Annotated in this window: 17 protein-coding genes; 11 read left to right on the forward strand and 6 right to left on the reverse strand. The window is 74.3% G+C overall.

The genetic code is table 11. The annotated features are described in order from the left end of the window. Positions 1–34: 34 nt before the first annotated feature. Positions 35–2,257, forward strand: a complete 2,223-nt coding sequence (locus ACFYZY_RS01120; protein ID WP_388688295.1) for an FG-GAP-like repeat-containing protein — start codon at positions 35–37, stop codon at positions 2,255–2,257. Here the strand turns inward: ACFYZY_RS01120 and ACFYZY_RS01125 are convergent, their stop codons facing one another. Beyond that, positions 2,258–2,668: an ATP-binding protein gene (locus ACFYZY_RS01125; RefSeq protein WP_388688297.1), complete on the reverse strand. Its 411-nt coding sequence runs from the start codon at positions 2,666–2,668 to the stop codon at positions 2,258–2,260. Between the two features lie 91 nt (positions 2,669–2,759). On the opposite strand from ACFYZY_RS01125, the gene ACFYZY_RS01130 reads away from it, so the two are divergent. The 3 genes from ACFYZY_RS01130 to ACFYZY_RS01140 are packed head-to-tail and all read left to right on the forward strand — an operon-like array spanning position 2,760 to position 4,488. Then, complete coding sequence (locus tag ACFYZY_RS01130) at positions 2,760–3,623, forward strand: helix-turn-helix domain-containing protein (protein ID WP_388688299.1); 864 nt, start codon at positions 2,760–2,762, stop codon at positions 3,621–3,623. Beyond that, positions 3,620–3,865 (forward strand): DUF397 domain-containing protein, encoded by a 246-nt coding sequence (locus tag ACFYZY_RS01135; protein ID WP_388688301.1) that lies wholly within the window; start codon positions 3,620–3,622, stop codon positions 3,863–3,865. The genes ACFYZY_RS01130 and ACFYZY_RS01135 overlap by 4 nt, the downstream gene beginning before the upstream one ends. Next, positions 3,862–4,488, forward strand: coding sequence for an HAD family hydrolase (locus ACFYZY_RS01140; RefSeq protein WP_388688303.1), 627 nt, complete (start codon positions 3,862–3,864; stop codon positions 4,486–4,488). Before ACFYZY_RS01135 ends, ACFYZY_RS01140 begins: the two co-directional genes overlap by 4 nt. A 41-nt stretch (positions 4,489–4,529) precedes the next feature. Here ACFYZY_RS01140 and ACFYZY_RS01145 read toward each other — a convergent pair whose 3' ends face one another. Next, positions 4,530–4,904: a hypothetical protein gene (locus ACFYZY_RS01145; protein ID WP_388688305.1), complete on the reverse strand. Its 375-nt coding sequence runs from the start codon at positions 4,902–4,904 to the stop codon at positions 4,530–4,532. A gap of 64 nt (positions 4,905–4,968) precedes the next feature. Between ACFYZY_RS01145 and ACFYZY_RS01150 the strand changes: the two genes are divergently transcribed. The 4 genes from ACFYZY_RS01150 to catA all read left to right on the forward strand — a co-directional run bounded on the left by ACFYZY_RS01150 (position 4,969) and on the right by catA (position 9,858). Beyond that, positions 4,969–5,526: a TetR/AcrR family transcriptional regulator gene (locus ACFYZY_RS01150; RefSeq protein WP_388688308.1), complete on the forward strand. Its 558-nt coding sequence runs from the start codon at positions 4,969–4,971 to the stop codon at positions 5,524–5,526. A 140-nt stretch (positions 5,527–5,666) separates the two neighbouring features. Next, the gene (locus ACFYZY_RS01155; protein WP_388688311.1) at positions 5,667–7,703 is read left to right on the forward strand and encodes a protein kinase; all 2,037 of its coding nucleotides are present in this window, start codon (positions 5,667–5,669) and stop codon (positions 7,701–7,703) included. A 94-nt stretch (positions 7,704–7,797) separates the two neighbouring features. Further along, positions 7,798–8,973, forward strand: a complete 1,176-nt coding sequence (locus ACFYZY_RS01160) for a flavin-containing monooxygenase (protein WP_388688313.1) — start codon at positions 7,798–7,800, stop codon at positions 8,971–8,973. Between the two features lie 213 nt (positions 8,974–9,186). Further along, positions 9,187–9,858 carry a type A chloramphenicol O-acetyltransferase gene (catA, locus tag ACFYZY_RS01165; protein WP_388688315.1) on the forward strand — a complete coding sequence of 224 codons (672 nt, stop codon included), beginning with the start codon at positions 9,187–9,189 and terminating at the stop codon, positions 9,856–9,858. Positions 9,859–9,890: 32 nt separating this feature from the next. Here catA and ACFYZY_RS01170 read toward each other — a convergent pair whose 3' ends face one another. Continuing rightward, positions 9,891–10,013 carry a hypothetical protein gene (locus tag ACFYZY_RS01170; protein WP_388688317.1) on the reverse strand — a complete coding sequence of 41 codons (123 nt, stop codon included), beginning with the start codon at positions 10,011–10,013 and terminating at the stop codon, positions 9,891–9,893. 12 nt (positions 10,014–10,025) lie between these two features. Then, entirely contained in the window at positions 10,026–11,333 is a 1,308-nt protein-coding gene (locus ACFYZY_RS01175; protein ID WP_388688319.1) for an MFS transporter, read from the reverse strand. 437 nt (positions 11,334–11,770) lie between these two features. On the opposite strand from ACFYZY_RS01175, the gene ACFYZY_RS01180 reads away from it, so the two are divergent. Beyond that, entirely contained in the window at positions 11,771–12,769 is a 999-nt protein-coding gene (locus ACFYZY_RS01180; protein ID WP_388688322.1) for a GlxA family transcriptional regulator, read from the forward strand. A gap of 220 nt (positions 12,770–12,989) precedes the next feature. Here ACFYZY_RS01180 and ACFYZY_RS01185 read toward each other — a convergent pair whose 3' ends face one another. Beyond that, positions 12,990–13,442, reverse strand: coding sequence for an ATP-binding protein (locus ACFYZY_RS01185; RefSeq protein WP_388688325.1), 453 nt, complete (start codon positions 13,440–13,442; stop codon positions 12,990–12,992). 570 nt (positions 13,443–14,012) lie between these two features. Here ACFYZY_RS01185 and ACFYZY_RS01190 point away from each other — a divergent pair. Both ACFYZY_RS01190 and ACFYZY_RS01195 read left to right on the forward strand, forming a co-directional pair. Beyond that, a complete protein-coding gene (locus ACFYZY_RS01190) occupies positions 14,013–14,594 on the forward strand; it encodes a sigma-70 family RNA polymerase sigma factor (RefSeq protein ID WP_388688327.1) in 582 nt (193 codons plus the stop codon). Between the two features lie 86 nt (positions 14,595–14,680). Beyond that, a complete protein-coding gene (locus ACFYZY_RS01195) occupies positions 14,681–15,874 on the forward strand; it encodes a zf-HC2 domain-containing protein (RefSeq protein ID WP_388688330.1) in 1,194 nt (397 codons plus the stop codon). 66 nt (positions 15,875–15,940) lie between these two features. On the opposite strand, the gene purU is transcribed toward ACFYZY_RS01195, so the two are convergent. Further along, positions 15,941–16,792, reverse strand: coding sequence for a formyltetrahydrofolate deformylase (gene purU, locus ACFYZY_RS01200; RefSeq protein ID WP_388688333.1), 852 nt, complete (start codon positions 16,790–16,792; stop codon positions 15,941–15,943). Between the last annotated feature and the right edge of the window lie 35 nt (positions 16,793–16,827).

Here is a 16,827-nt window from a genome sequence, read left to right on the forward strand (position 1 = left end):
ACCGTGCCCGCAGCTCCAGGGGAGGACCAGCACCTTGTCCCGAGTACGTACGCACCACCGCCGGCTCGCGGCGGCCGTCGTCGCCGTCGCCGCCGTCACCGGCCTCGCGGCTCCGGCCGCGGCGGTCCCGGCGGCCGGTACCGGAGCGGCCGCCACCACCCCGGAAGAGCGGACCGACGTCGCCCGGATACCGTCCGGCACGGTGCTCGTCGGCAGCGGACCGCAGGGCTTCCTGGCCAAGCTGTCCACCGCTTCGGGGAGCACGTACTCCTGGACCCGGTACGCGGACGGCACGACCACCGCGCTGCCCCCGGGCACGTACCTGGGCGGCGACGGGACGGACCTCGTCGTGACGTCGGCGGGAGGCGTCCACACCCTGCACGACCCGGCCACGGGCGCCGCGCCCGTGGTGGTCGACACCACCGCTCTCGGCCCGGACGCCGTCCTCCACCGGCTGACCGGTTCCACCCTCGTCCTGAGCAGGCCCACCCCCGCCGGCGGCACCGAGGTCCACCTCGCCGCCACGTCCGGCGGCACGGCCGGGGACCGGCGGGTCACCGGCCTGCCGGAGAACGCCCGGGTCTCCTGGTTCGGCCCCTCCTCGCCCGGCACCCTGATCCTCACGTACGCGGTCGCGGGCACGCCCGGACAGCGCCTCGCCCTCGTGGACGTCGCCTCCGCCGCGGTCGTCGAGGACCGCGCGACCGGGGGCGACACCACGGGCGGCACCGCCGCGTCCGCCACGCACGCGGTCTGGACCGAGCGGTCCGGCGACGGCCGGGTGACCCTGGCGGCGGTCCGGCGCGGCGACACCGCGGCCGAGCCCGAGCGCGTCGCCCTGGGCACCGGAGCCGTCCAGCTCGCGCCGCTGGGCGACTGGGTGCTGTACGGGGTCGCCCCGGGCGAGCAGTTCGACGCCAATCCGCTCCACGGCCTGACGGCCCGCTCGCTGAGCACCGGGAAGACCGTCCGGCTCCTGGACAACATGCGGCGCTTCCGCGTCGAAGGCGCGGACCGGGTACTGGCGCAGGGCGGCACGGCCGAGCGGGGCGAGGGCCTCTACCGGATCGCCCCGGGCCCGGACGGCACCCCGGTCGCCACCTTCGTGGCGTCCGACGGGAACCCCACCGCGATCGGGGTGGAGACCCGCGCCGTCCCCGGCGTCGTCGACATCGGCAGGAACGACGCCACATGGCGGTGGGTCACCAACCGGGGCAACGCGGAGGTCCGGTTCCGGGTGACCCACGTCGCGTCCGGGAAGAGCTGGAACACCGAACCCGAGTACCTGGGGCTCCCGTCCGCCGTCGGGAGGACGTGGACCGGCATGTTCGACAACCGCACCTCCGCCCACAACGGCGACTACACGTGGCAGATGACGGTGCGCCCCACCGACGGCATCGGCCCGGCGCTGGTGAGGACCGGCACGTTCCGAGCCGTCTCCGCGCCCGCCCCGCACGACTTCTCCGACAGCGGCGCCCCGGACCTGCTCGTCCGCGACAGCACGGGCCGTCTGATCGGTTACGACGCCCGCCAGACCCTGTACGAGACGGGCCACTGGGGCAGGCCCTCGCAGCGGGAGCGGACCGACCACGGCACGGGATGGAACCAGTACGACCTGGTCACGGTCCCCGGGAACGTCGGCGGTCCCGTCCACGCCGACGTCCTCGGCCGCGACAGGGCCGGCGTGCTCTGGCTCCACCAGGGCACCGGCAAGGGGTTCGCGCCGCGCACGAGGATCGGCGGCGGCTGGCAGACCTACAACCGGCTCGCCGGCGGCAGCGACCTCACCGGGGACGGCCGCGCCGACCTCGTCGCCACCGACAAGGCGGGCGACCTGTACCTCTACAAGGGCACGGGGAACGCGTCCGCGCCCTTCGGGGCCCGGCAGGGGATCGGCGTCGGCTGGGGGATCTACGACCGGATCACCGCCACCGGCAACATCGCCGGGGCCGCCGCCGGCGACCTCGTCGCCCGCGACAGGGACGGCGTCCTCTGGCTGTACCTCGGCAAGGGCGACGGCACCTACGCGCCCCGCATCCGGGTCGGCACCGGCTGGAACCGGTACAGCGACATCGTCGGCGTCGGCGACGTCAACCGGGACGGCCGTCCCGACCTGGTGACGCAGGGCGTCATGGGCGGCACCTACGAGACCCTGTCCTTCTACCTCGGGACGGGCGACTACCGGCGGCCCTTCGGCTCCCGGCAGGAGGTCTACAACCCGGAGGAGCTCGGTACGGGCGACGTGACCCTCTTCTGATCAGCGGGGCGCCAGCGGGACGGTCGCCCAGACCGTCTTGCCGACCTCCCGGTCCTTCACGCCCCATGTGCTCGCGAGGGCGGCGACGAGCAGCAGTCCGTAGCCGCCCTCGCCGGGCGTCGCGGACGGTGACGGCCGCCGCTCGCCGCGCGCGTCGGACAGTTCGATCCGCACGTGGTCGTCGCCCCGCTCCATCCGCACCTCGAAGTCCCGTCCCGCCACCCGGCCGTGGCGGACGGCGTTGCTCGCGAGTTCGGCGAGGACCAGCTCGGCGGCCTCGGCCCCTGAGCCGGTCACGCCCCAGTCGTGGAGCTGGTTCACCCCCAGCAGACGCGCCAGGCGCGCGCCCCGGCGCGTGGCCGACAGACGGAGGACGAACTCACCGGTCGGGGTGGTGGTTTCTGACTTCATGCCCCCGAGCGTGGCCTCCCGGCCCTACGCTGACCAGCAGCGACGCGACGACGCTGAGTAACGGTACGGGCACGCCAAGAAGGCGGTACGGATGTCGGGGAACGAGGAGGAGAGGCCGGAACGGCCCTCCGAAGTGGACGGTACGGCGCACCTCTTCCGGGCGCTGGGGAAAATTCTGAAGGTGCTGCGGCGCAACGCGGGCCTGAGCCAGGCGGAGCTGGCGGAGCTCGTGCACTGCAGCGAGGACCTGGTCTCGTCGGTCGAGCGGGGCGTACGGACTCCGCAGCCGGACTTCCTGGTACGGGTGGACCCGGTGGTGAAGGCGGGCGGGGTCCTCAAGGCGGCGGCGGACGACGTGCGGGAAGCCCTGGCAAGGGTCAGGGTGCGGCACCCGGATTGGTTCCGCAGCTATGCCAGGTCGGAAGCCGAAGCGGTGACGCTGCACTACTACGCACCTCAGGTCGTGCCGGGCATCCTCCAGGTGCCCGGATACGCAGACGCCGTCTTCCGGCACCGCCGCCCGCTCTACGACGAGGCGACCATCGAGAAGCTACTGACCGACCGGCTCGCCCGTCAGGTCATCTTCGAGAAGCAGCCCGCTCCGACGATGAGCTTCGTCATCGAGGAAGAGGTGCTACGCCGCCCCTTGGGGGGTCGAAACGCCTTCCGTGAACAACTCAAGCGCCTCATCGAGGTTGCCAAGCTCCGGAACGTACACCTCCAGGTCATGCCGACCGAACGCGAAGAACACCCCGCTCTGGATGGTGAATTCACCCTGCTGACGCTGAAGGGGCGGCGGGAGGTGGCGTACGTCGAGAACTACCAGCGGGCCCGCCTCATCACCGACCCCGAAGAGGTCCGGATGTACACCGAACGGTATGGGATTATGCGCGCACAGGCGCTCACCCCCCGGGAGTCCCTGGAGTTCACTGAAAAATTGCTGGGAGAGCTATGAGCACCGCACATCTGGTCTGGTTCAAGAGCAGCTACAGCACCGGCGAGGGCGGGAACTGCATCGAGGTCGCCTACAACTGGCGCAAGTCCAGCTACAGCAGCGGCGAAGGCGGCGAGTGTGTCGAGGTCGCCGCCCACCCCACCACCGTCCACGTCCGTGACTCCAAGGTCCCCCACGGGCCCCAGCTCGCCGTGGCCCCCGCCGCCTGGGCGACGTTCGTGGACGTGGCCTCCACCGTGTGACCAGGAAGAAGTTCGTCCTCTTCGACGTCGACGGCACCCTCATGGACGCCGTCGCCAACCAGCGCCGCGTCTGGCACGCGTGGGCCGCGCGGTACGGGCTCGACGGGGACGCGGTGTACGCCGTGGCGCTGCGCACGCGCCCCGTGGAGACGTTCGCGGCGGTCGTACCGGCCGAGGACCCGGCCGCGTGCCTCGCGCTCCTGCACGCCCTGGAGGACGAGGACGTGCGGACGGGGACGTACACGGCCTTCGACGGGGCCGCCGGGCTGCTGACCGCGCTCCCGGCGGACCGGTGGGCCCTGGTGACGTCGAACTACGAGCACCGGGTGCGGGGGCGGTTCGGGCGGACCGGGCTCCCGCTGCCCGGACTGATCGTGGACGCGGCCTCGGTGGCGGAGGGGAAGCCGTCGCCCGTCCCGTACCTCACCGCCGCCGCGAAGCTGGGCGCGGACCCGGCGGACTGCCTGGTGATCGAGGACGCGCCCTCGGGCGTACGGGCGGGGCTCGACGCGGGGATGACGGTCTGGACGGTCAACGTCCCGGCGCCGCACCCGGACGCCCACCGCCACTTCCCGACCCTGGCGGAGGCGGCCCCGCACGTCGTGGCGGCACTGGGCGCCTGACCCGGCCGCGATTCACGCGCCCGGAGGCCCCGGGGCCCGGGTCAACGGCTCCGTGCCCAGGCGCGCGCCGCCTCCGCGTCCTGGGTGGCCGTTGTCGGACAGCCCCAGAGTCCTTCGCCGCTGTGGACGGCCCTGGCCCGTTCCTCCGGAATGCCGGCCGGTGCCACGAAGGCGAGGCCCCGGCAGTGGGCCGTCAGGCCGGGGCGGAGTTCCCTGAGGGCGCGGATGCGGTCGGTGGCGGGGCCGCCGGCGGGGCGTCCTTCCGGCGCGGGCATCAGGAGGACGGCGGCGAAGGGGGCGGCCCGTTCGGTGAGGGCGCGCAGTTCGCGCAGGATCAGCTCCTGGGCTTCGGGCGTGGGCAGACCGGTCGCGTCGATCTCGTGAACCCCGGTTCCGCGCGTCTCTCGTGTGTCCATGGGCGCGAGTGTAGAGACATTGGAGACCACTGGTCACTAATAAGACCGGCATAGCCTTGCCACGATGACCACGAAGCCGAGGAACACGACCGGAAACCGGCCCGGACGGCCTGCGCGTCTCAGTCGCGAGCTGATCGTCGAGGCCGCGCTGCGCGGGGACGTGGAAACGCTCACCATGCGGGAGCTGGCGTCCCGCCTCGGGGTGTCGCACTCGTCGCTGTACCGGTGGGTGCCCGACCGGGACGGCGTGCTGGACCTGGTCAGCGAGGTCATGGTCGAGCGGTTGCTGCCCGGGGACGAGCCGGGGGCCGGCGACTGGCGGGAGTGGCTCGCGCGGCTCGCGCGTGCGATGCGGGACGAGTTCCTGGCCGTGCCCGGGTACGCCGCTCACGTCGCCCGCCCCCACCGTCACCACCCGGAGTCGTTCGCGCGACTGCGGGAGCGGGTCGTCGCGGCGTTCCGGGCGGCCGGTGCGGAGGAGGGGGACGCCGAGCTGAGCTGGCAGGTGTTCGGATTCGGGGTGGTGCGGTGGCTGGGCGCGGCCGGGAACGCGCCCGGAGAGCCGCCGTTCGAGGTGTTCCTCAAAACCTTGTTGCGCGGGCTTCCGGTCCGGTCCGGTTAGGGCCCGTCCGGTGGGCCGGATCCCGCCCCGTCGGCCCCCACCAGGGACTTCATCGTTCTTTCATCGTTCCTTCAACTGCGTTGCAGTGAAACGCGGTTGGCGACCCCCTGGTGGCCGACCGCTCGGTTAGGCTGACGCCCATGCAGGGGGAGTCGAACAACAATTCCAGTCCGGACGGTCTGAGCGGCAGCGGGGCGACGCCGCTGGAGCCGGAGGACCCGCGACGGATCGGCGCGTTCCGGCTGCTCGGGGTGCTCGGGTCCGGCGGCATGGGGCGGGTCTACCTCGGCGCCGTGCCGGGGAAGTTCGCCGCCGTGAAGCGGGTGCTGCCGATCCTCGCGGAGGACGCGGACTTCCTGAGCCACTTCGGGCACGAGCTGGACAACCTGGCCCGGCTGCCCGCCGGGGCCAACACCAAGCTCCTGGCGAGCGACCGCACGTCGAAGCCGCCGTGGTTCGCCACCGAGTTCATCCCGGGGATCACCCTCAACGAGGCGATCCGGCTCAACGGCGGCCCGCTGACCGGCGCGACCCTGTGGCGGCTCCTGCGGGACGCGGCGGCCGGGCTGCGGGTGGTGCACGGCGCCGACATGGTGCACCGGGACCTCAAGCCGTCCAACGTGATGCTGACCGGGGACGGCCTGTCCCTCATCGACTTCGGCGTGGCCCGCGCCGCCGACCAGAGCCGGCTGACCAGGACCGGCATGGTCATCGGCACGCCCGCCTACATGGCCCCCGAGCAGGCCGTCGCGGACCGGGAGCTGACGGGGGCGGCGGACGTGTTCGGGCTCGGCAGCCTCCTGCTGTACGCGGCGAACGGCCGGCCGCCGTTCGGTGACGGCTCCGGTCCCGGCCTGCTGTACCGGGTCGTGCACTCCGAACCCGACGTCGGGCGCCTCGCGCAGGACGACCCCGCGCTCGCGGAGCTCGTACGGAAGTGTCTCGCGAAGAACCCGGCGGACCGGCCGACCGCCGAGGAGCTGGCCGGTCTCGCCGCGAAGGGGGCGGAGGGGGCCACGTGGCCCGCCACCGTCACCGAACGCATCGGCGAGCGCGCGGAGTTCGCCTCCGGGGCGCCCACGGCCGAACAGCTCGCGGAGCTGGAGCGGACCGATCCGGCCGTCACGGGCGTCCCCGACGTGCCGACGGCCTCGCTCACCCCGCAGGGCCCGCACGCGCCCGTGACCCTCTCTCCCGGCGCGGCGGGCGCCACCGGGACCGTGCCCGGTGAGCGGCGGAAGCGGCGCAACCGGATCGCCATGTTCGCCGTGCCCGTCGTCGTGGCGACCGGCACCACCCTGACCGTGGCCCTCGGCCCGTACGAGATCGGCCGGCTCGGCGCGGCCCCGGGGACCTCCGCGTCCCCGTCCGTCGTCGCCTCGCAGCCGGCCGCCGTGCCCGGGACGGCCTCGCCGGGGACGGTCACGCCCTCCACGGGGACGCCCCCGGCCTCGCAGCCGCCGTCCGCGGGAGCGTCCTCGGCTCCGCCGGGCGCCTCCCCCGGCGCCCCGCTCCCGCCCGTACCCCCGCCCGCCGGGGGCGGGGGCGGCGGAGGCGCGGGGGGAGGCGGCGGCACCGACACCGGCACCGGCTCCCTGCCCGGCGGATCGGGCTCCGGGTCCGGCTCCGGTTCCGGCGCGGGAGGCGGAGGCGGCGGGGGCTCGAACGCGACCGTGCCCTCCGGCGGCGGGACGACGACCCGCCCCGCCCCGCAGCCGACGACCCAGAAGCCCGCGCCGCCCCCGGCGACCGGCGGCGGCGGTTCGGCGCCCTCGGGGACGTACTCCCTGGAGAACGGGACGAGCGGCAACTGCCTGGCGGAGTACAACCCGGGCTTCGGCAACCTCGTCACGTCCGCCGAATGCGGCTCCGCCGGCAACGGCACCTACAAGTACCACTACGCCTGGACGTACTCGCCCCTGTCGAGCGACACGTTCCGGCTGGTCAACAAGTACACCGGTCGCTGCCTCCAGCCCGCGGGCAACACCAGCCTCACCACCGCCGCGTGCAACGGTTCCTCCCTCCAGTCCTGGAAGGTCTTCTCGTCGTCGTCCTCCGGCCGGAGCTTCCGGAACACGAGCGACGGGAAGTGCCTGACGGCCGGGTCGATGGCCATGACCTACACCTGCGGCGGGGCCCAGGCCAACCAGGTGTGGCGCAACATCGGGGCGCTCTGAACCCCCGGGAGGGGGCGGGCGCGTGACCGATTCGCAACCGAACCCCCTCCCGGCCGAGACCCATCGCGTGTACACGTCATTACGCTCGGCGTACATGGTCACCACCCCGCACGAACCCCCCGTCCCGCCCGCCCCTCCGGTGTACGTCGTCGGCGGCGGGCCCGGCGGCCTCGCGGTCGCCGCCGCCCTGCGCGGACGGGGCGTGCGGGCCGTCGTCCTGGAGAAGTCCGACGCCGTCGGCGCCTCCTGGCGCACCCACTACGACCGGCTGCGCCTGCACACCACCCGGCGGCTCTCCGGGCTCCCGGGCCTGAAGGTGCCCCGCTCGTTCGGCCGCTGGGTCGCCCGCGCCGACGTCGTCCGCTACCTGGAGGCGTACGCCGAGAAGCACGAGCTGGAGGTCGTGACGGGCGTCGAGGTCTTCGGCGTCGAGCGGTCCGGCGGGGACTGGGTCCTGCACGCGACCGGCGGGCGCCGGCTCACCGGGAGCGCGGTCGTGGTGGCCACCGGGTACAACCACACCCCGTACCTCCCGGAGTGGCCCGGACGCGAGACGTACGGGGGCGAGCTGGGCCACGCGCGCGCGTACCGGAACCCGGGGCCGTACGAGGGGAAGGACGTCCTGGTCGTGGGCGCCGGGAACACCGGCGCCGAGATCGCCGCCGACCTCGCCGGGGGCGGCGCGGCGCGGGTGCGGCTCGCGGTGCGGACGGTCCCGCACATCGTGCGCCGCACGACGCTCGGCTGGCCCGCCCAGCGCACCGGCATCCTGGTGCGGCGGCTGCCGGTGGCCGTGGTGGACCGGTTGGGGGCGCTGATGGCCCGCGCCGCCGCGCCCGACCTCACGGCGTACGGGCTGCCCCGGCCGGACAGCGGTCTCGCCACCCGCCAGCGGCAGGGGGCGATACCGGTGCAGGACGTGGGCCTGGTCGACGCCGTGCGGGCCGGGAAGGTCGAGATCGTCGCGGCCGTCGAGGGCTTCGCGGGCGACGACGTCCTCCTCGCGGACGGCACCCGGATCACCCCGGACGCGGTGATCGCGGCGACCGGCTACCGCCGCGCCCTGGAACCGCTCGTCGGCCACCTGGGCGTGCTCGACGACCGGGGGCGGCCGGTGGTCCACGGCGCCCGCTGCCCGCGCGAGGCGCCGGGCCTGTACTTCACCGGGTTCACCAACCCGATCAGCGGCATGCTCCGGGAGCTGGCGATCGACGCGGAGAGGATCGCGCGGGCGATCGCGCGCCGGGCGGCGAGGACCGGGCGCGCCTGAAGCCTCGCGCGGCGGCGCCCGCCCCGGCCCCCGGTGCCGTGACCGCCGGGCGGAGGGGGCCGCCGGGCGGAGGGGGCCGCCGGGCGGAGGGGGCCGCCGGGCGGAGGGGGCCGCCGGACGAAGCGGACCGCCGCCCGGAGCGGGCCGCCGTCCGAAGGGGCGGGCCCGACAAATCCGGTGGGGGTCCCGCCCGGCGGCTGACACGATGACCGGATGGACGTTCCCCTCCCGATCGACCTCGACACGTGGCCGCGCCGACAGCACTTCGAGCACTACCGCCGGCTCGTTCCGTGCACGTACTCGATGACGGTGGAGCTGGACGTGACCGCGTTCGCCGCGGCCCTGCGGCGCTCGCGGCGCAAGTCCTACGTCGCGCAGGTCTGGGCGCTCTCCACGGTCGTCAACCGTCACGACGAGTTCAGGATGTGCCTCACCGCGTCGGGCGAACCGGCCGTCTGGCCCGTCGTGCACCCCGCCTTCACGGTGTTCAACCCGGAACGCGAGACGTTCGCGTGCGTGTGGGCCGACCACGACCCCGACTTCGGCACGTTCCACGACGTGGCCGCCCCCCTGCTCGCGGAGCACGCCCGCGCCACCGACTTCTTCCCCCGGGGGGCGCCGCCGGCCAACGCGTTCGACGTGTCGAGCCTGCCCTGGACGTCCTTCACCGGGTTCAACCTCAACATCGGCGGCAACGGCTGGGACCACCTCGCACCGATCTTCACGCTCGGCCGCTACACCGAGCGGGACGGCCGGACCCTGCTCCCCCTGGCGGTACAGGTGCACCACGCCGCCGCCGACGGGTTCCACGCGGCCCGGCTCGTCAGCGAACTGCAGACCCTCCTCGCGGACCCGGCCTGGCTGGAGGAGGGCCCGACGGCGTGAGGGGGCGGCAACCGCGCGTGCGGACCGGGACGTCACTCCGTGACGTGCAGGAAGATCCCGGCCGCCGTGAAGACGCTCACGACGGCGAGCGCGCCCCACACCAGGAGCGGGCCGCACCACCCCCGCCGCGCCGGGCGGGTGAGCAGCGCCGCCACGGCCTGGGGACATCACGCTCCCGCCGGGAGCACCGTCTCCGTCCGGGTCCCGCCGATGACCAGGGCCATCAGGGCCGCCACCGCGCACAGGGCGCCCGACGCGTACCAGACGACGTCGTAGGCGCCGAAGGCGTCGCGGGCCAGGCCGGCCGTGAAGGCGACGACGGCCGCGCCGACCTGGTGGGAGGCGAGGACCCAGCCGAAGACGATCGCGGAGTCCGCGCCGAAGTGCTCGCGGCACAGGGCGATCGTGGGCGGGACGGTGGCCACCCAGTCCAGGCCGTAGAAGACGATGAAGAACAGCATCGGCGGGTGCACGGACGGCGCGAGCAGGACCGGCAGGAAGAAGAGCGAGATCCCGCGCAGCGCGTAGTAGACCGCGAGCAGCCTGCGGGCGGGGAAGCGGTCGGTGAACCAGCCGGAGGCGACCGTGCCGGCGACGTCGAAGACGCCGATGACGGCGAGCAGTCCGGCCGCCGCCGTCACCGGCATGCCGTGGTCGTGGGCGGCGGGCACGAAGTGCGTCTTGACGAGGCCGTTCGTGGAGGCGCCGCAGATCGCGAAGGACCCGGCGAGGAGCCAGAAGGGGCCGGTGCGGGCCGCCTTGAGGAGGACGGCGACGGTCCGGCGGGCGGCGCCCGTGACGGGGGCGGGCTTGTCCGCGTACTCCCCGCCGTACGGGGCGAGGCCGACGTCCGCCGGGTGGTCGCGGAGCAGCAGCAGGACGAGCGGGACGACGGCGAGCGCGGCGAGCCCCGTGGTCACGGCGGCGGGCCGCCAGCCGTGGTGCTCGACCAGCCAGGAGAGCAGCGGCAGGAAGACGAGCTGGCCCGACGCCCCGGCGGCGGTGAGGACGCCGGTCACCAGTCCCCGGCGGGCGGTGAACCAGCGGTGGGTGACGGTCGCGGCGAAGGCGAGGGCCATGGAGCCGCTGCCGAGGCCGACGAGGACGCCCCAGTAGAGGACGAGCTGCCAGGCGGCGGTCATGCCGACCGTGAGGAGCGAACCGGCGGCGATGACCGCCAGGGCCACCGCGACGACCCGGCGGATGCCGAAGCGGTCCATGAGGGCGGCGGCGAACGGGGCCGTCAGCCCGTAGAGGGCGAGGTTCACCGAGACCGCGAGGCCGATCGTGCCGCGCGACCAGTCGAATTCGGCGTGCAGCGGCTCGATCAGCAGGCCCGGCAAAGAGGCGAAGGCCGCGGCCCCGGTGATCGTGACGAAGGTGACCGCCGCGACGGACCAGGCGCGGTGGACACGAGGGGTGCGGACCGGTCCGTCGCCGGGCGTGCGGGTGGGGGTCTGGGTTGTCTGGGCCATGCGGTCGAGCATCCCGGGCCGCCGCCGGCCGCCACCACTGGCCCGGACGACAGGTTTGCAAGGAATCGGGCCACGGGGGTGCCGGGGGGACGCCGGACGAGCGCGTCGGGCGGACGGAGGCGCGCCGAGCGGACGGGGACGCACCGGACGGACGGGGACGCACCGGACGGGCGGCGACGCCCCGGGCGACGGAGAAGAGCCGGAAGTCGCGGTTCCAGAGGGGCGGGGGCCCGGCCGGTGCGGGAGTCCGTTCGGGGGTCGCGCGCTTGCGCGTAAGGTCCGTCACAAACAAGAACAGTTACCGGCAACAGGTCTGGACCACCACTGCTTTTCGTCCGGACCACCGTCGGTTTCCGCTCGCACCACCACCGCTCCTCATCCGGTCCCACCCCCACTTTCCGCCCGTACCACCATCGCTTCCGGAGGGAGCACCACCCGTGCCGCAGCCGTCGCCGCACCGCGTCGCCGTCCTCGCCCTGCCCGGCCTCCTCCCCTTCGAACTGGGCATTCCCCACCGGATCTTCGGCCGCGCCCTGGCCCCGGACGGGCGGCCCCTGTACGAGGTCGTGACCTGCGCCCCGGCCGCCGGTCCGGTCCGTACCGATGCCGACTTCTCCCTCCACGTGGAGCACGGCCCGGAGGCCCTCGCCACCGCCGACACGGTCGTCGTCCCCGCCTCGTACGAGCTGGGGCCGGTCCACGAGGAGGGCAGGCTGCCGCCCGAACTGGCCACCGTCCTGGCGCACATCCGGCCCGGCACCCGGCTCGTCTCCATCTGCACCGGCGGGTACGTGCTCGCCGCCGCGGGCTTCCTCGACGGGCGCCCGGCCACCACCCACTGGGCCTCCGCCGAGCACTTCCAGCGCCTCTTCCCGAAGGTGCGGGTGGACGCGAACGTGCTCTTCGTCGACGACGGCGACATCCTCACCTCGGCGGGCGTGGCCGCCGGGATCGACCTGTGCCTGCACATCGTGCGCCGCGACCACGGGGCGGCCGTCGCCAACGACGTGGCCCGCAGGACCGTCGTTCCGCCGCACCGGGACGGTGGCCAGGCCCAGTACATCGCGCGGCCCCTGCCGGAGGCCGGGACGCACGGCACGACGGCGGCCAGGGCGTGGGCGCTCGCCCATCTCCACGAGCCGATCCGGCTGCGGGACCTGGCCGGGCGCGAGGCGATGAGCGTACGGACGTTCACCCGCCGCTTCCGCGAGGAGGCGGGCATCAGTCCCGGACAGTGGCTCACCCGGCAGCGGATCGAACGGGCCCGGCACCTCCTGGAGTCCACCGACCTGCCGGTCGAACGGGTCGCGCGGGACGCGGGCTTCGGCACGGCGCAGTCACTGCGGACGCACCTGATGAGCGCGATCGGGGTGCCCCCGTCGTCCTACCGGCGCACGTTCCGCGCCACGGGCGCGGAGACGGGACGATCCGCGTGAACGGTCGGGCCCGGTGCGGTCGTTCCACGCCCCGGACGCGGAGACGGACCCGGGCCGCCCCGGAAGGGTGGGCGTCCGGGCGGCGGCGCGCTCGCGCGCGCCCCGAGCACGGCACGGCCGCCGCCGCCCGGACGCGATCCGTACTCGCCGAGGGCGCGCGGCCCTCGACTCCCCTCGCCACGGATCACTCACCCCAGGGTGGGCAAAACGTCATGAACCGTCAACAGGGCACCCGGCCGGGCGCCACCGAGGCCGCCGGCGTCACCACGGGCACGGGCGGGACCGGGGCCCGGTCCACCTCGCACCAGATGCTCTTGCCGGTGCCCTCGGCCTGCCAGCCCCACCGGTCCGCGAGGCCGTCCACCAATTCGAGACCGCGCCCGTTGGTGTCGTCGCCCTCCGCGCGGCGGGGCCGCGGCGGACGGTCGCTCGCGTCGGCCACCTCGACCCGCACCCGGCCCTCCGCCGCGAACAGCATCCGCAGCACGGCCGGACAGCCCGTGTGCACCACGGCGTTGGTCACGAGCTCCGAGATGATCAGCACCAGCGCCTCCGCCAGCGGCTCGTCCTCCTTCACGCCCGAACCGGCGAGCCGCGACCTGGCCCACCTCCGGGCCCGCCCCACCTCCGCCGGGTCGGGCCCGACCTGCAACTGAACCTGAAGCACCTGCACCGTTCACACCATCCGAACCGGCGGACACATCGCCTCGCGCCTCACAGCCATCGACGTCCTTACGGAACGTGATTCCCTTATGGCACAGCATGGTTGACGTACAGTCACCGCAACAACCGCTTCGGGCATATTCCAGCGCGAAGGAGTACGCGTGGTCCATACTGTGCGACGCACTCCGCGGGAAGTCGAACAGGAGCGCACGGGGCGCTCCCGGGGGGCGCGAACGGCGCACGGCCCCGGTTCCGAAGCCGCCCCGGGGGAGGCGCCGGGACGATCCGGTTCGGCGCGCGCTCGCATCCCACGGAGCGTACCGGAGCCGGTGGCCGACTCCGGGCCGTGACGGCCGGGTCGGAGGAAACCGGACGGCATCGACGCTCCGTCACCGTCCGCCGGGACGCGTCCGGGGCTCCGCGCGCCGGTTCCGGGACGGAGTACCTCCCGCGACGGGCGCCGCCTTCCTTACCATCCACGCCCGCGTCAAGGGCGCACTTGCGGCAAACAGGAGTGCGTTCTCGGCACGGCGCATTACTTTGGAAGGGAACCGGGAGGCCGGCAGGGGCGGAGGAGCGCATGGCGAAGGACACACCACCGCGCTGGGACCGCAGGATGCAGCAGCGGCTGGCGTGCGGCGAGGCCGCCGCCCTCGGGGAGCTGTACGACCGGTTCGCCTCGCTGGTGCACAGCCTCGCCCACCGGGTCCTCGACGACGACGACGCGGCCGACCTGGTCACCCGCGAGGTCTTCTGCCACATCTGGGAGCACCCCGACGCCTACGACCCCCGGCAGGGGAGCATGCGCTCGTGGGTGGCCGGGCTGACCCAGCGGCGGGCCGTGCACCGGCTGCGGCGGACGGAGGCGACGGCGTATGCCGAGACCGGGACCGGCACCGCCGAGGAGCTGGAGCGGAAGGTGCGGCGGGTGTCGGTGGCGGCCCGCGCCGACTACATCGTGACGTCGATGCCCACGCCGCTGCGGGAGGCGCTCGAACTCGCCTACTTCCGGCGGCGGGACTACCGGCAGACCGCCGCCGACCTCGGGGTCACCGAGGACGAGGCCCGCCGGCGCCTCCGGCTCGGCCTCCAGCTCCTCTCCACGGCGCACACCCGGCCGTTCGGAGGGACCTCCCCGCCCGACTGCGGACGGATGCCGTGAGCGGGGCGGAGGGCGCCGCGCGCGCCCCCCGCGCACCGGGCCCGCACCGGCCGGCGGCCGGCCCCGCGGACCCGGCGACGGACCTGATGACGAAGACGAAGCCGAAGACGAAGCCGAAGCCGACGGGGGCGACGACGGAAAGGAAGACGGCGACGGGCCGGGAGGTGCCGGAGGTGCCGGTCCTCACCCACGGAGTGCTCAAGTCCCTGCTCGGGGCCTGGGCGCTCTCGGCGTGCTCCGCCGGGGAGACCAGGGCCGTCGAGGACCACCTCACCGACTGCGCCCCGTGCGCCGACGAGGCGCTGCGGCTCCGCGACGCCGTGGGCCTGCTCCACGAGGACCGCGACCTGGACCTGGACCCGCTGCTGCGCTCGCGGGTCCTGGAGAGCTGCCTGGGGCGCCGCCCCGCCCGCGTCCCGATCCCCGGCTGGGTCACGCCGTACGACGCGGAGACCGCCCGGCTCGACGCGCTGCTGCGGGACATCGGCGACTCCGAGTGGCACGCGCCGGTGCGGCTCGCGTGGTACGGGAAGGACCGGCCGGCCCGGCGGAAGTCCACCGTCGCCGGGGTGATCGGCCACCTCTTCGCGGTGGACGGCCTGGTGTCCACCGCCCTCGGACTCGACGACCCGCTGGGCGCCGGCACGCCCGAACTGTCGCCGACCGAGCGGACGGAGGCGTTCTGGTCGGCCCTGGAGCGGCCGCCGGGCCGTGCGCTGCGCGAGCCCTGGCGGGACCAGAGCCACGCCCTGATCCGCACGGCCTCGTTCGCCGGGCGCGAGGTGGCCGACCTGACGGTCACCTACAAGGACTTCGCGCTGCCGCTGCGGGACTCGCTCCTGGAGCGGGCCTTCGCGTGCTGGCTGCACGCGGACGACATCGCGCACGCGGTGGCGTACCCGTACGACCCGCCCTGCGGCACCCACCTGCACGGGATGGTCGACCTGGCGGCGCGGCAGCTTCCGGCGGCCCTGGCCGACCGCCGCCGCACCGGTCTCGCCTCGCCCGCCCGGAGCCTGGTCACGGCGGGCTCCCCCGGCCGTTCCCTCCACCTGGAGATCGAGGGCGCGGGCGGCGGCCACTGGTACATCGCCCTCGACTCCCCGGCCGCGCTCGGCGACCCGGAGCTGGCGGTGGCGCAGGTCGCGATGGACGGCGTCGAGTTCTGCCGGCTCGTGGCGGGACGCGTCTCCCCCGAGGAGGCGGCGGTCGGCCAGGACGGCGACCGCGAGGCGATCCGCGACGTCCTGGGAGCGGCGGTGTCGCTGAGCCGGCTGTGACGGACCGGCCCGCGCCGGAAGCGGCGCCGTCCGCCCGGAGGGCGGGCGGGACGTCCGTCGCGCGCCCTACGCGAAGACGACCGTGCGGCGGCCGTTCAGGAGGATGCGGTGCTCCGCGTGCCACTTGACGGCGCGGGCGAGGGCCTGGCACTCCACGTCGCGGCCGATGGCGACGAGCTGGTCGGGGGTGACCTCGTGGCCGACGCGCTCGACCTCCTGCTCGATGATCGGGCCCTCGTCCAGGTCCGCCGTCACGTAGTGGGCGGTCGCCCCGATCAGCTTCACGCCCCGGGCGTGCGCCTGGTGGTACGGCTTGGCGCCCTTGAAGCTCGGGAGGAAGGAGTGGTGGATGTTGATGATCCGGCCGGAGAGCTGCTTGCACAGGTCGTCGGAGAGGACCTGCATGTAGCGGGCGAGGACGACCAGCTCGACGTTCTCCTCGCGCACGAGGTCGAGCAGCTCCGCCTCCGCCGCCGCCTTGGTGTCCCGGGTGACCGGGATGTGCCGGAACGGCAGCCCGTACGAGCCGACCAGCTCCGCGAAGTCCGTGTGGTTGGAGACGACGGCGACGATCTCCACCGGCAGCGCCCCGATCCGGGAGCGGAACAGCAGGTCGTTCAGGCAGTGCCCGAACTTCGAGACCATGAGCACGACCCGCATGCGCTCGTCGGCCCGGTTGATCCGCCACTCCATCCCGTACGCGTCCCCGACCGCCGCGAAGCCGGCCCGCAGCTCCTCCACGTCCACGGGCGCCTCGGCCGAGAAGTGGACCCGCATGAAGAAGAGGCCGGTGTCCCGGTCCCCGAACTGCTGACTGTCCTCGATGTTGCAGCCGGTGACGAAGAGGAAGCTCGACACGGCGTGCACGATGCCCTGCTTGTCGGGGCACGAGAGGGTGAGGACGTACTGGTCGGTCATCCTGTCAGCCTGCCACATCCGGCCGGGGCGGAGGC

Source organism: Streptomyces sp. NPDC001744 (assembly GCF_042892575.1).
In the GTDB taxonomy this organism is placed as follows: Bacteria; Actinomycetota; Actinomycetes; order Streptomycetales; family Streptomycetaceae; genus Streptomyces.